The 14,232-nt window shown below is 48.0% G+C and carries 9 protein-coding genes and 1 riboswitch; of the genes, 3 read left to right on the top strand and 6 right to left on the bottom strand.

Going from position 1 to position 14,232, the window contains the following annotated elements; all coding sequences use genetic code 11:
* Positions 1 to 75: 75 nt before the first annotated feature.
* Positions 76 to 2,667 (top strand): DUF1631 domain-containing protein, encoded by a 2,592-nt coding sequence (locus SPL68_RS11625; protein ID WP_323815319.1) that lies wholly within the window; start codon positions 76 to 78, stop codon positions 2,665 to 2,667.
* 94 nt (positions 2,668 to 2,761) lie between these two features.
* Here the strand turns inward: SPL68_RS11625 and uca are convergent, their stop codons facing one another.
* The 6 genes from uca to SPL68_RS11595 form a co-directional block, all read right to left on the bottom strand.
* Positions 2,762 to 6,367, bottom strand: a complete 3,606-nt coding sequence (gene uca, locus SPL68_RS11620) for an urea carboxylase (protein WP_323815318.1) — start codon at positions 6,365 to 6,367, stop codon at positions 2,762 to 2,764.
* 80 nt (positions 6,368 to 6,447) lie between these two features.
* Positions 6,448 to 7,089 carry an urea amidolyase associated protein UAAP2 gene (locus SPL68_RS11615; RefSeq protein ID WP_323815317.1) on the bottom strand — a complete coding sequence of 214 codons (642 nt, stop codon included), beginning with the start codon at positions 7,087 to 7,089 and terminating at the stop codon, positions 6,448 to 6,450.
* A 29-nt stretch (positions 7,090 to 7,118) separates the two neighbouring features.
* Positions 7,119 to 7,853: an urea amidolyase associated protein UAAP1 gene (locus SPL68_RS11610; RefSeq protein WP_323815316.1), complete on the bottom strand. Its 735-nt coding sequence runs from the start codon at positions 7,851 to 7,853 to the stop codon at positions 7,119 to 7,121.
* A gap of 73 nt (positions 7,854 to 7,926) precedes the next feature.
* A complete protein-coding gene (locus SPL68_RS11605; RefSeq protein ID WP_323815382.1) occupies positions 7,927 to 8,709 on the bottom strand; it encodes an ABC transporter ATP-binding protein in 783 nt (260 codons plus the stop codon).
* Positions 8,710 to 8,781: 72 nt separating this feature from the next.
* The gene (locus SPL68_RS11600; RefSeq protein WP_323815315.1) at positions 8,782 to 9,603 is read right to left on the bottom strand and encodes an ABC transporter permease; all 822 of its coding nucleotides are present in this window, start codon (positions 9,601 to 9,603) and stop codon (positions 8,782 to 8,784) included.
* Positions 9,604 to 9,700: 97 nt separating this feature from the next.
* Positions 9,701 to 10,759: a putative urea ABC transporter substrate-binding protein gene (locus tag SPL68_RS11595; protein WP_323815314.1), complete on the bottom strand. Its 1,059-nt coding sequence runs from the start codon at positions 10,757 to 10,759 to the stop codon at positions 9,701 to 9,703.
* Between the two features lie 68 nt (positions 10,760 to 10,827).
* Positions 10,828 to 10,964: riboswitch (guanidine-I (ykkC/yxkD leader) on the bottom strand.
* A 481-nt stretch (positions 10,965 to 11,445) separates the two neighbouring features.
* Between SPL68_RS11595 and SPL68_RS11590 the strand changes: the two genes are divergently transcribed.
* Positions 11,446 to 13,860 (top strand): DUF1631 family protein, encoded by a 2,415-nt coding sequence (locus tag SPL68_RS11590; protein WP_323815313.1) that lies wholly within the window; start codon positions 11,446 to 11,448, stop codon positions 13,858 to 13,860.
* A complete protein-coding gene (locus tag SPL68_RS11585) occupies positions 13,857 to 14,219 on the top strand; it encodes a PilZ domain-containing protein (protein ID WP_323815312.1) in 363 nt (120 codons plus the stop codon). The genes SPL68_RS11590 and SPL68_RS11585 overlap by 4 nt, the downstream gene beginning before the upstream one ends.
* Positions 14,220 to 14,232: the final 13 nt, after the last annotated feature.

The following is a 14,232-nucleotide window of genomic DNA, read 5'->3' as shown; positions in this document are numbered from 1 at the left end:
ATCATTTGCCTGCTTGGCCTGTCTTTCGCTTAGTTATACTTCATCTATGCGAGTTTTCACTAATGGTAATCCACCATGTCTGAACAGATGAAATCTGACCCCAAAAAGGTTGTCCATATCCACGCTGATCGCCATGCGGCTGCCAGTTCCCAAGTGGCGCTGACACGCTTGCCTGCGGCTATGCATAGTCTGCGCGACAAAGCGCGCCAGCAACTGCAATTAATGCTGCGCGAGCTGTTTGATAAGGTTGATGATGCCATGTTTGAGTTGGCGGACAAAGCCAACAATAACCACGACCAAAATATCTTTTTTGATTCCATGCGTGAAGTGCGCATTCGCCGTCGCACTATGGAAGGCTCTTTTTTCCGCAGTATCGATATAGGTTTTGCGCAGCTGCTTGACCCAAATGCTTATCGCGATGAAAAACAATCAGCGGATCAAACTGTTTCGCTGGACGATTTGTCATTGGTAAAAAATGACGAATTGGAAGAGATGGTTGCTGTCGATGGCATGATCAACAAAGCCAATGAACAATTTGCTGAATCTATTCAACATTTAACTCTGCGTATTGATCATTTAGTGCCGACTAAGGTTTATCAAAAAAATAATCCGTTGGGCGTTGATGTTATTTGTAATGCGTTTACCGATGCGACCAAATCCTTAAACATCGATGTAAAAGCCAAGCTGGTCTTGTTCAAGCTGTTCGATAATATTGTGATGACCAAGCTGGGCAAATTATTTGATGCGCTTAACCAAGTATTAATTGACGCGAATATTTTGCCGTCATTAAAGCAAGATGTGCGAGCGACCAAGCGTGCACCAACACAGTCTTCTGCTGATCATTACGGTCAAGGCATCAGCGCACAATTTTCTATGGGCGCACAACAAACCGGTGCTGCATCAGGTGGGCTGGTCCAGTCTTATGATGAGCAAACCAATCAGGTATTACAGCAGCTGCGCGGTTTGTTAGGCGCGAATCGCAGTGCACCGCGTGTGCAGTTGCCCGGTGAAGAAATTACCACTCAGGACTTGATGAAAATTCTGTCGCTGGCGCAGCAACAGCATCCAGTGAATGCACTTGCAAACAGTGCTGCACCAGTGAATTTACGCAGTTTGCTGACGGATTTATTGCAGAGTGAAACTCAAACGGCAGCAGCGATTAATCAGGTAGATGATGATGTTATCAATCTGGTTAGCATGATGTTCGAATTCATTTTGGATGATCGCAACCTTGCGGCACCAATGAAGGCGTTGATTGGTCGCTTGCAAATTCCGATGGTGAAAGTTGCCATCGCCGACAAAACTTTCTTTAGCAAAGGTGGTCATCCTGCGCGTCGTTTATTGAATGAAATGGCGATGGCGTGTTTGGGGTGGCAGGAATCCAGCGACGAAAATCAGCGTAAAGATAGTCTCTTTAATAAGATGGAAGAAACTGTTCGCGCGATCCTCACCGACTTTGATACTGACATGAGTATCTTTGAGCGGTTGTTAGTTGATTTCCGTTCCTTCCTCGATAAAGAAAAACGTCGCGCGCAAATTCTTGAGCAGCGCACCATCGACGCTGAAGACGGCAAGGCAAAATCAGAACGCGCACGTGCGCAGGTAGATACAGAGTTAAATCGTATTTGTGCAGGTAAAGAGTTGCCGGCAGCTGTGACCAAATTACTGCGTGAGGCCTGGGCGAATGTGATGTTTATTACCTCGCTGAAACAGGGCGTGGAAAGCGAAGACTGGCGTAATTGTTCGCTGACTGCACAGCAATTGGTGTGGAGTGTTACGGCGGCGATGGATAAAGACAACCGTCAACGCTTGTTAAAATTGGTGCCTGAGTTATTACAAAAACTGCGCAGCGGTTTGGAAAGTATTTCGTTCAGCCCATTTGAAACAACCACATTATTTAAACAGTTGGAAGTTGTTCATTTGGCGCGTTTGCGTGGCGAAGTGAAACCAGCGATTGAGGCTCAATCTAAAACAGAAGTTCCATCTGTATCAGCAAAAGAGCTTGAAGCTAAAGCCACTGAGCTGGCTGCTAAAAATGCCAATATGAAAGCGGCTATGGCAGAAACACAGGCGCGTGCGCAACAAGCTGCAAATGAATCAGCTGCGCAAGTAGCAGAGCAGAAAAATTCTGAGTCAAAAGTTGCCGAGACAATAGTCACTGAAACTTCGGCTGCTATCGGCGAGTCAGCCAAGCCTGAGGTTGCGGCTGAAACAGTTGCAGAGAGCGTCCAGGCTGAAAGTGCTGTTGTTGAGCCTGCTGCCGCTGAAGAAACTGCGAGCGAGTCAGTTGCAAGCGAGATTGCGTCCAACCCTGTGCCGCCAGCGGATACCATGCAAATGTTTGTGGTGGAAGAGACCGTGGCGGCGCCAGTACAAGCCGATCCACAACATATCGCGCTGGTGAATAACATCACTCAAGGCACCTGGTTTGAAATGCAAGGCGAGGGTGGTGAAAAATATCGCTGCCGTTTAGCGGCGATTATTCGCTCGGTTGGAAAATATATCTTTGTAAACCGTTCGGGAATGAAAGTTGCGGAAGAGAGCCGCGAAAGTCTGGCAATTGCATTGCAGACCAAGCGCTTGACGATTCTGGATGATGGAATGTTGTTTGATCGCGCTTTGGAAGCAGTAATTGGCACTTTGCGTGAGCAGCGTCCGTTAAGTTGATTTGCTTTTATTTATGTAATCTTCCTTAGTTGTAATCTTAACCCGGCCTTTTGAGCCGGGTTTTTTATCGCCAGGGTAAACTGTTCCCGCAGGTTTAAATCGCTTCCAAAACCACCAGTGTTTGACCAGCTTGAACGCGCGCGCCATCAGCTTTTAACAGGTGCGTCACTTTGCCTGCGCAATTGGCGGTGATGTTGATCTCCATTTTCATGGATTCCAAAATCAATAACACATCGCCAGCCTGTACTGTTTGGCCAACTTTTACTTGGGTTTGCCACACACTGCCGGAGACAGAGCTATCAACACAGATTGCATCTTCAGGTAATTCAGTATCATCGCTTTCGCTGCTGCTTTCTTCCTGAACATAATTGAATTGGCCATTGGCATGCCAGCGCGCTAATTCTTCTTCAAATGCCTGTTCTCTTTGTGCGGTGAAGCTGGCAATTGATTCCTGATTTGCGGCGATAAATTCTTCGTATTCACTCAAACTGAATTGGCTTTCTTCAATTTTGATCGGATAGCGCCCTTGTGGGAAATCGCGGCGAATTTGTTGCAACTCTGCCGCACTCACTTCATAAAAACGAATTTGATCGAAGAAGTTTAATAGCCAAGGCTGTTTGAATTCTTTGGTTTGGCGATAGCGATTCCACATTTGTAGCGTGCGACCAACAAATTGGTAACCGCCGGGGCCTTCCATACCGTACACACATAAATAGGAGCCGCCGATACCTACGGAGTTTTCAGCTGTCCAGGTGCGTGCTGGGTTGTATTTAGTGGTCACTAAACGGTGGCGCGGATCAACGGGTGTTGCAACTGGAGCACCCAGATACACATCACCCAAACCCATCACCAAATAAGATGCGCTAAACAAAATGTCTTTTACATCGGCGATGGAATCCAAGCCGTTAATGCGACGAATAAATTCCAAATTGCTTGGGCACCAGGGTGCATTGGCTCGTACTGATTGCATGTATTTTTGGATCGCCAATTGACAGGCTTCATCGTCCCAACTCAGTGGAATGTGCACTATGCGTGAAGGAACGCTGAGCGCAGATAGCTGTTGTACCAGCTCGCGTTCGCCGCGTTCCAAGTGCGCTAATAAATCGGCGAGCGATAGGGTTTGGCTGTCGTAGTGAATTTGCAGTGAGCGAATTCCCGGTGTGAGTTCGCGCATACCTGCGAGCGAATTTTTTTCCAACCACTGCATCAGTGCGTGCGCGCGGAAACGCAATTTAATATCCAACTCCAGTGCGCCGTATTCCACCAGCAGGAAATGATCGCCTGCGGCGCGGTACACAATGTCTTCACCAAATTCTTCAGCTGCCAAGGTTTTTACGATTGGCGAAGTTAATTCGCTCGCAGACCATGAATGATTGATGGTTTGCAAACTGGCGAGTGATTGATTTTGCGTTTTTTCAATGGTGACTGCATCGTCAATGCTGACTGCGACAAAACGGATTTTATCGCCAGCGCGCACTTGTCCAAGTTTCCATAAATCTGCGCTGATTACCGTCGCCGGGCAAACAAAACCGCCGAGCGATGGGCCGTCCGGGCCGAGAATTACTGGCATATCGCCAGTGAAATCCACAGTGCCGAAGGCGTAGGCGTTGTCGTGAATGTTGGATGGGTGCATACCGGCTTCACCACCAGAAGTGCGCGCCCATTCGGGTTTGGGGCCGATCAAACGTACACCGGTGCGGCTGGAGTTGTAGTGCACTTCCCAGTCGGTATTAAAAAACATGGTGATGTCGTTGTTGGTGAAAAAATCTGGCGCGCCGTGCGGGCCGTAAATCACACGCAACTGCCACAAGTTGTTGATCTGTGGTTTTAATGCTTCTGGCAGCTGTGGCGCGGCTAATTCTGCATTGCAGCTATTGGCATTGAGTGAAAGCACATCGCCCGCGCGCAATGCGCGACCGTTATGGCCGCCAAATTGGCCGAGCGTGAAGGTGGATTTTGAACTCAAATAATCCGGGCATTGAATGCCGCCTGCAATCGCTAAATAAGTGCGGGCGCCTTTTTCGGTAATGCGGCCGAGTTGCAATTGTTGCCCGGCGGCAACGGAAATAATTTCATAAAGTGAAATTGCATTGCCATCGAGTTTTGCATCAATCGCTGCGCCGGTTAATACAATTTTAGTCGCGCAGCCGAATTTTAATGTCGGGCCTTGCAGCGTAATTTCCAAACCGGCTGCATCTTCGCTGTTATTCAATAAACGGTTGCCCAAGCGGAAGGAGTAACTATCAAAGGGGCCAGATGTTGGTACGCCGACATGCCAGTAACCGGAGCGCCCCGGATAGTCTTGAATAGTGGTTTGAGTTCCGCCTTGAATGACATCGATACGCGCAGGTTGATACACAAAGCTATTTAAATAGCGCGTGGTCATCTTACCTTGTACGAGCGTTGGGTCTTGCAGCAGCGTACGCAGGTAGCCGATATTGGTTTCAATGCCATAAAGATAAGTGTTGTTTAGCGTTGTAGATAATTCTGCAAGAGCTTGCTCACGGTTGTCGCCGCGCACAATAATTTTGGCGAGCATTGGATCAAAAAATGCAGGCACTTCGATACCGCTTTCAATCCAGTGATCGATACGCAAATTGCGGTGCAATTCAGGAAAGCTAACTTTGCTCAGCAAGCCGGCGCAAGGTTGGAAATTTAATGCAGGATCCTCTGCATACACGCGCACTTGAATTGCGTGACCTTTAGGCGAAAGTTGATCGCGCAGGGCTTTGATATTACCGAGGTCGCCTGCGGCTTGGCGTAACATCCACTCAACCAGATCAACGCCGTACACTTCTTCGGTAACACCATGCTCTACTTGCAGGCGAGTATTTACTTCGAGGAAATAAAATTTGTCTTCCAGTGAATCGTAAATAAATTCTACTGTGCCAGCATTGCGATAACTAACTGACGATAATAATTGCTCCGCAGTAGCCTGCATGGCTTTACGTTGTGCATCGGGCAAGTTGGGGGCGGGGCATTCTTCGACTACTTTTTGGTTGCGTCTTTGACTGGAACAGTCGCGCTCACCAATCGCAACAGCGGTGCCTTTACCATCGCCAAATACTTGCACTTCAATATGGCGCGCTGCGGCGATAAATTTTTCTAAAAACACGCCGTCGTCAGCAAAGTTATTTTTACCTAAACGTTTGACTGAATCGAAAGCAGAAACCAGATCGCTTTCACTATTACACAGCTGCATGCCAATGCCGCCGCCGCCAGCGGTACTTTTCAGCATGACCGGGTAGCCAATCTCAGCAGCTGCGGTTTTAGCGGCAGCGAGATCGCTTAATAAATCTGTGCCGGGGCAGAGTGGTACCTGTGCCGCTTGCGCGAGTTCACGCGCTTTGTGTTTTAAACCAAAGGTAATCATCTGCTCAGCGGTTGGACCGATAAAGACCAAACTCGCAGCTTCGCATTCAGCCACAAAACTGGAGTTTTCACTGAGAAAGCCGTAGCCGGGGTGAATCGCCTGAGCACCAGTTTGTTTGGCGATGGCGATAATTTTTTTGCGGTCGAGATAGGTTTGTGCTGCTGCGCCTTCGCCTAATGAAAATGCTTCGTCTGCTGTTCTTACGTGCAGTGAATCCGCATCGGATTCGGCATAGACAGCAACGGATTTAATGTTGAGTTTTTTGAGTGTGCGAATAATACGGGTAGCGATGGCGCCGCGGTTGGCGATGAGTACTTTAGTAAACATAATTTGCTCCGGCAGGCCGTCCTGCTGGTTTTAATTACGACAATGGTCGTCCATTGAAGAGTTGCGATGATGTTAAAAAATTAATTCCAAACAATCACTTCAATTGGCGTTGGGTTGTAACCGTTGCATGGGTTGTTTAATTGCGGGCAGTTGGAAATCAACATAACGATATCCATTTTTGCTTTCAGCTCGACGTATTTCCCTGGTGCGGAAATGCCATCTTCAAAAGTCAAACCGCCATCAGCAGTAACTGGAACGTTCATGAAAAAATTAATGTTGTGGGTGATGTCGCGTTTGCTAATGCCAAATTCAGGATGTTCAGCGATGGCGAGCATCCAACTGTCGCGACAGGCGTGCATGCAGCGCTTTTCCAAGCTGTAGCGAACGGTATTACTTTCAGTTGCGCAAGCCCCGCCCAAGGTGTCGTGACGGCCGCAGGTGTCGGCAACAATTTCTAACAACTCATTATTGATGTTGGACATTAATTTGGTGCCAGCGGTTAAATACAAATTGCCTTGCGCGCGAATAGTATCCATTGCACTGTAACGCTCGCTCGGATCTTTGGCGTTGTAAAACAAAACATCGGCGGCTTGATTGCCTTTTAAATCGACAATGCGAAAGGTTTGCCCCTGCTTGATTTCGCCAAGGAAATAATCACCTGCAGGAACATAGTGTTTGGTAAACGCAGTTTCAGGATGCAAATTGCTTTGTATGTGTGACATGTTCATATCTCAACTATTGGATTGCCAATCTATTTTGCAGACAGGTAGTAAAGAGCATTGTTTTGAAAACCGCGTTGGTTTTCTTCACGGAAATTTTTGCAGTAATCGTCTTCACCAACGGCATCGGCTTCGCCCAGTTCGACTTCAATTGCAGCAAATGGATAGCGAGTGGATTTGTTTAGTGGATGAGGGCATGCATGCATGATGACCAACGTGTCCATTTCAAAACGCAGGGTAACGCTATTACCTGCTGCTTGATTTTTGGTATCTAATTGGATGTTGCCTTGATCATCGGCAATAACTTTGCTGAACCAGTTGATGTTAGAGGCCATGTCAGCGCGCCCCAAACCGTATTTCGCTAACTCAACTAAAAAAGCATCGTAACCATTTTGAAACCATTGATTGCGATGGGTTTGATAGTCGCGTTTGCCCCATTGTTGTTCCATTTGTTCAGCATTGCTGTTGCCACAAATAGTGTCGTGCCAGTTGCCTGTGCCGTTGGCAGAGTGATCTTCAATAATCGATGCAAAAATTCGCCCCATATCGGAATACAAACAATTGCCGCGTTGTAATTTAAAGGTGTGCTGACATTTAAGTGTGTCGGGAGCGTTGTAGCGCTCTAATAAATTGCGTGGGTTATAAAACAGCATGCCGACATTGGCGCCGCCTTCGAGATCCGTGATTTTCATCAAGCTGCCGCGGCGCATCTCCAATGACCAATGGCCATTACCGGGCAATGTAGTGGTGTAAAGCATTTTGCTCATGGCTTGTAAATCCCGTGGTTCTTGAGGTTGTAGTTTTATAGAGAGTCTTGTAAAAAGTTTGCAATTAGCTCTTTCAGGAATCTTTAGAAAACTCTGCAGAGAGTTGTGTAGATATTTCGCTTGGTATTTCACTATTACGACGGGTAACCGGTAAATCGTAAGTGATGTTTGCGCCATAAGCGGTGGGTGCTTGATTGTCGCGACGCAATTTGTCGAACACCCACAAGCGTGTGCCCAAATAAAATCCTTCGCTTAAATCGTGCGTTACCATAAATACGGTGAGTTGATGTTCGCTCCAGAGTTTTAAAATTAATTGGTGCATATCGGCGCGAATACCCGGGTCGAGCGCGCCAAAAGGTTCATCCAATAACAGAATGCGCGGTTTGCGAATAAGCGCTTGTGCAATTGCCAAGCGTTGTTTCATGCCGCCGGATAATTCGTGCGGGTAGCGATTGATTGCGTGCGTCAAACCAACAGATTCGAGCAGGTCTTTAGCTTCTTCTACCACTTTGCGTTTTGCGCTGCCGAATAACTTTCCGAGTAAAGGTGAGCGTTCAAATTCACGCGCGATGATTACATTTTCCAAAACGGTTAAGTGCGGGAACACTGAATATTGTTGAAATACAATACCGCGCGATTGATCGGGTTCGGTGCGAATCGGTTTTCCATCCAGCAATAATTCGCCGGATGTTGGTGATTCCATCCCCAATAGCATTTTTAAAAAGGTACTTTTGCCGCAACCGGAAGTGCCGACCATCGTAATAAACTCACCGGCTTTTACACTCACGTTCATTCGTTCCAATACGACGTTGTCGCCGTATTTTTTCCACAGATTTTTTGCCTGAATCATGGGCATAGTCTTGGCTCTTTTCTCGTCGAGAAGTGTTATATCAAATGGGATAACCGTCATCGTTTACTGCTCGTTCTGTTACTTGGTCGGTAATTGATAGTGCCAGGGGAAGCAGAGTTTGCTTGTTTTGGCGAGCAACCAATCCACTAAAAAGGCGAGCAAGGTAATCCAGGCAACGTAAGGCAGAATGACATCCATCGACATATAGCGACGTACAAGGAAGATGCGATAGCCCAAGCCATCGGTAGAGGCGATAGCTTCGGCTGCAATTAAAAATAACCAGCCCGCACCGAGCGAAAGACGCACTGCATTAATCAAGCGCGGTAATAGTTGCGGAATTAAAACACGCAGAAGAATTTGCCAAGTGGATGCACCAAGCGTTTGTGCTTTAACTAATTGCTCCAACGGAATTTCTTGTGTACAGCGCTGAATGTCGCGCGCGATAAATGGAAAGACACCGATAACGATCAGCGCAACTTTAGATACTTCGCCCAAACCGAATACGATAAATAACACCGGCAATAATGCCATGGGCGGAACGAGCGAGATCACTGTCAAGAGTGGTGCCAGAGGCGAGTAGATAGTGGGAATTGCGCCGGTCAATAAACCAATGCTGAAACCGAGAATCGCCGCGATTAAAATTCCTAGCCCTAAACGATACAAACTGCTGAGGGTATCTTGCCAAAATAAATATTCGCCGCTGCGCTTGCTTGGTTCAAAAGCGAGATTGCTAATCGCATCGCCCATTTGTGCAAAGCTTGGCAAAAGTTTGTCGTTGGCATTTTCAGCAAGGCGCGCATCGGAGGCGACGATATACACAACAAGCAACAATACAAAGGGCAGCATGCCCAATAGCAAATTAAGTGGCTTTGATGGTGTTAGGTTAATCAGTCTCTTCATTTTTATAACTGCTTCGTAGTGGTATGGATGATGCAATCTGGTGATTTTTTATTTGTGCTCCCGGGCAGACCCGGGAGTGATTGCAATTGAAAATGAATTAGAGTTTTTTATCGGCAGCCATTTGCATGTAGGTTGGATCAAAGCGCAATTTCACATTGTCTTTATCGCCATACACGCCTTTAGGACCAGCTACTCCAATAAAACCAGCGTCAGGTGCGCCATCGCCCAGCAAGCCGTGGTCAAAAGAAAACTCGGCCACTTTTTGCATGGTTTTTAACAGCTCGTCGCTATTAATTAATTCCAGAGCAGAGGCCGGGGTGTAAAACATTTTGGTGCTGGCGAGTTGTGCTTCGAAACCGGCAAGGTCGGTGCCTGATGCTACCGCCATAGAGGTTTTAGCGGCGGTAGCAGCTTTGTCGGATGCGCTCATCACGCCCATGATTTCATACCAAGCGCCGACCAATGCTTTACCGAATGCAGGATTGGCTTTTAAGGTTTCAGTGTTGACGATCATCAAATCCATAATTTCACCGGGGATTTGTGACGAATCAAAAACTTTGGTGCTGTTGGGTTGGGTGAGAATTTCGCTCAGCAAAGGGTTCCAGGTAGTGACGGCGGTGACATCTTTAGTGCCGTAAACCGCAACCATATCGGCATCGGAAGTGTTGACGACTTTTACATCGGCTTCTTTCAATCCAACGGTTTCCAAACCGCGCGCCAGCAAATAGTGAGATACGCTCAGTTCAACCAAATTTACGTTCTGGCCTTTAATGTCTTTCAGGCTTTTTGCACCTTTAAGCACTATGCCATCGTTGCCGTTGGAAAAGTCGCCGACGATCAGCGCGGTGGAGTCCACACCGCCAGCTGCGGGAATAGTGAGTGCATCCATATTGGTCATCACACAGCCATCAAACTGACCAGCGGTGTATTGGTTGATGGATTCAACGTAATCGTTGATTTGCACTACTTCGATTTCGATACCGTATTTCTTTGCCCATTTATCGATAATTTTTTGCTCGGCGCCGTAGCCCCAAGGCATCCAGCCAACATAAATGGACCAGCAGACTTTGAAGGGTTCAGCAGCACTGGCAAATGCGGCAGATAGAGAGAGTGTAAGAGCCAGTAATACTTTTGTAAGACGGGGATGATGCAACATGTATAACCTCCAGCGGTTCGGTGACATCGGCGCAAGCATGGGAGCACTCTTGGCGGTTAGGCCATTCCTTCTCCCGGGCTTTTGTCCCGCCGTGTAACCTCAAGGATATGCGTGATGTTTTGGCATATCACTGTGGAGGTCGGATGCTCTCGGACCAGGCATCAACTTGAAGGCTCAAGTGATCGGAACCCTAGCGCCCTATTTGGTAACGCAGTTTGTTGAATAGCTAAAACCGCCCAGAGTGCGAATCAGTTATTACACAGCGTCTATCGCAATATGGGTGCCAATTTTGCAAATGGCTGATTTTGAAAGGGGTTTGGGTGGCTGAGAGGATGATTATCTTTTTTTGTGTGATCTTTTTTGGTGCCGCACATGGTGCATGGTGATTGTTTTGGTGCATAAGGCTCAGGTGTTTATGAGTTGAGTGTTTTTATCGATAAATGAATGCTTGCGGCGAATTGTCTGAATGGTGCTATTTTTAATTTAAGCTGTGAGCAAGGTCTTATTGTGTCTGGTAGAAATTTCTCAAGCTGTTAAGATTGTCGCTCAGGACAACCTTGACAAAAGGCGTAAAAGTGCGCTTGTAGGTTTGTTGGCGCGCTAATCCAAGCGATAGTAGTGGTTATTTACTAGGTAGATGGATAAGGCTAGGGAACATGAACTTCATGGAAAAACACGGAATAATTATGAATAACTCGGGTTTACCAGGCTCTGATGCTAATAAAAATTCACCCTATTCAGCGGTGGCTATGTCAGAGCAGTTGGTCATTCAATATCTCAAACATTGTCGCGATCTCACACGCGGCTTTGCGTACCGTGTTTTTCCCAATTTTTGGCGGCAGTGGTGCAAACAGGTTCTGGAGATTGCCCAGCAGGCCAAGTCCAATAAAGATCAGGTTGCCTTATTTGAAACCCAAAACCTCTTGGCCGCAGTGCAACAGGCTGCTGAGCAAGAGTTTTGCCAGCATCTGGCCAATGGCTTTGTTAAATTCAAAAACAAATCGCTCAATACCCTGACCGGCGAAGAGCGGTTCAGTGGCGATATTTTATCGCTGGTCGAGCACTCAGATCTTGAAGAGACGATTGCGATCACCTCTATTACCCATCGCGCCGACAACTTTTTTGCCGAGCAGCTGTGGGCGTTACAGCAGCGCTTAGCCCTATTAAATGATGGCGAAAAAATCGATGAGCGCGCCAATCCCGCCAGCCCAGTGCAATTTTGCGAGGCACTGCGCAAGCTGCTGAGTAATTTGGATGTCGATGTCAAAACCAAAATCATCGGCTACAAATTATTTGATCAGGATGTTATTGGCATGTTGGATAGCCTTTATGCCGAGCTGAATGACTATTTGGTACGCCAGAATTTATTGCCCAACCTGCGCTTTGTTCCCACTAATGATCATGCAGCTGATTCCAAGGCGGAGGAGGCGGTGCAGGATGATCCTTCCGAACGCATTGATGAGTTCGCGCAAGAGCAGCAGCAAGCTGAAGAGGCGCACCAACATCAGCGCCGTGCGAGCGATAAGTTATTAAGCGGCGCGCTCAACCCTAACGATATTCAGTATCAAAACAGTTTGTTAAACGCGATTCGCTTGTTGCAAACCCATGTCACACAAGCATTGCCAGCTATTCAAGCAGCGACTTTTGTGCAGCAGACAATGGCGCCAGCTTCACATTCGATGGCGCAACAGCAAGCGGCGCCTACTCCGGCGATGGCCACAGCCGCACCAACCAATTTGCAGGTATACACCCAGCCCCAATTGGTGGGGGTGTTGGAGCAAATGCAAACCCGTGCGTTGGAAGTCACCCAGCAGGCTTTTGCTGCCCATGAATCTGGTCCAGTGCCGATTGCGCCGCAAACGGTAGCTGAAGTTGGGCGCAAGATGATGGAGCAGATTGCCAGCGAAAATGAAAACGGTGCTGTAGAAGCGGGCGATATGCAGACCATTGATCTGGTCGGTATGTTGTTTGAATACATGCTTTCCGATGATCACCTACCGGATTCGGTGAAGGCTTTGCTCAGTTATTTGCACACGCCGTTTTTGAAAATCGCGTTTATCGATAAAGATTTTTTTGAGCAGCCGGAACACCCTGCGCGAGTGCTGTTAAACAGTCTGGCGGAAGCGGGGGTGCGCTGGGTGAGCAACGACGGTAGCGACCAGTACGACATCTTTACCAAGATCAAAACCACAGTGTTTCGCCTGTTGCAGGACTTCAAAAACGATGTGCGCATCTTTGCTGAACTGCTGATCGAATTTAATGCCTATACCCATAACGTGGCGCGGCGGCAGGAGTTGATGGAGCGGCGCGCGTTGGAAAAAGCGCAGGGCGAAGAGAAACTGCGTGAAGCCAAAATTCAGGTGAATACCGAGGTACGCAGCCGCACCGATAATCGCGAAATGCCCTCGGCTATTTTGTTACTGCTGCTGCAGCCATGGTCGGATTATTTGTCGTTTATCTTGCTGCGCTACGGCGATGCCTCCGACAGTTGGAAGCGCGCATTGCAAGTGATCGACGATTTGCTCTGGACGCTGGAGCCCAAAACCACCGCGCAGGATAAAACCCGTCAAATGGAATTGCAGGATTCGTTGCTTGCGGCGATTGAGCGCGGTTTTCAAACCATTGGCTATGAGCAGGCAAAAGGGCGCAAGTTGTTGGATGCGGTCACTTCATTGCAGCGCATGGCGCTCTTGAGCCGCAAAGCGGAACCGGCACCGGCGCCTATGCGCACCAAGCTGGAATCTCTAGCCGATGAAAAAGCGGGTCATGCAGTGACGCAGTTGCAGCCGGTGTTGCCGGAAGAGGCCAAATTGGTCGATAGCCTGAAAATGGTTGAGTTCGGCACTTGGTTTGAGTTTGATGGCGGCAAGCGATTGAAGGTCGCGTGGTACAACAAAAAGACCCAGCACTATATGCTGGTGGATCAGCAGGGGCGTAAAGTGTCCTTGGCGGCAGGGCTGCAGTTGGCGCGTGATATGCTCGCTGGCCGCGCGAAAATTATCGCCGGTAGTACCAAGCCGTTTTTTGAGCGCGCCCTGGAAAATATTTATCAAACCCTTAATGAACGGGCTGATTCCCTCAAAGTTGGTAATGCATCATGACCCACAACTGCTCGCGTGAACACGACAGGGAGTTGGAGCGCCACACTATCAATGGCGATGTGGACGTGTACGATAACCTGCGCGATCAATATATTGGTCGCCTGGTGAATATTCACGAACAAGGTTTGATGATTATGGGCGACTTGCCCATTGAGGAAGATCGCCTCTACACGCTGGATTTGCATGTGCCCGAACCAGTGAACGGGCAGTTGGTGATTCAGGTCGGCGCCGATTGTTTGTGGGCAAGAGATGCAGACTTGTCCGGTAAGTACTGGACCGGTTTTTCGATTATCGATGCCTCGCCGCAAGCAACAGAATCCATTCGTGCGCTGGTCGATTTATTGGGCGAGGCTTATTAGCGGCGGGATGTTT

This window comes from Cellvibrio chitinivorans, assembly GCF_035117775.1.
Taxonomy (GTDB): Bacteria; Pseudomonadota; Gammaproteobacteria; order Pseudomonadales; family Cellvibrionaceae; genus Cellvibrio; species Cellvibrio chitinivorans.
The sequence above is the reverse complement of the archived record's forward strand: the minus strand, read 5'-3'. Positions and strand labels throughout refer to the sequence as shown.

Coding starts and splice junctions, on each gene's coding strand:
- SPL68_RS11600 (WP_323815315.1), bottom strand. CDS start 9,603: ATGAAGAGACTGATTAACCTAACACCATCAAAGCCACTTAATTTGCTA.
- SPL68_RS11610 (WP_323815316.1), bottom strand. CDS start 7,853: ATGAGCAAAATGCTTTACACCACTACATTGCCCGGTAATGGCCATTGG.
- uca (WP_323815318.1), bottom strand. CDS start 6,367: ATGTTTACTAAAGTACTCATCGCCAACCGCGGCGCCATCGCTACCCGT.
- SPL68_RS11625 (WP_323815319.1), top strand. CDS start 76: ATGTCTGAACAGATGAAATCTGACCCCAAAAAGGTTGTCCATATCCAC.
- SPL68_RS11605 (WP_323815382.1), bottom strand. CDS start 8,709: ATGCCCATGATTCAGGCAAAAAATCTGTGGAAAAAATACGGCGACAAC.
- SPL68_RS11590 (WP_323815313.1), top strand. CDS start 11,446: ATGAATAACTCGGGTTTACCAGGCTCTGATGCTAATAAAAATTCACCC.
- SPL68_RS11585 (WP_323815312.1), top strand. CDS start 13,857: ATGACCCACAACTGCTCGCGTGAACACGACAGGGAGTTGGAGCGCCAC.
- SPL68_RS11595 (WP_323815314.1), bottom strand. CDS start 10,759: ATGTTGCATCATCCCCGTCTTACAAAAGTATTACTGGCTCTTACACTC.
- SPL68_RS11615 (WP_323815317.1), bottom strand. CDS start 7,089: ATGTCACACATACAAAGCAATTTGCATCCTGAAACTGCGTTTACCAAA.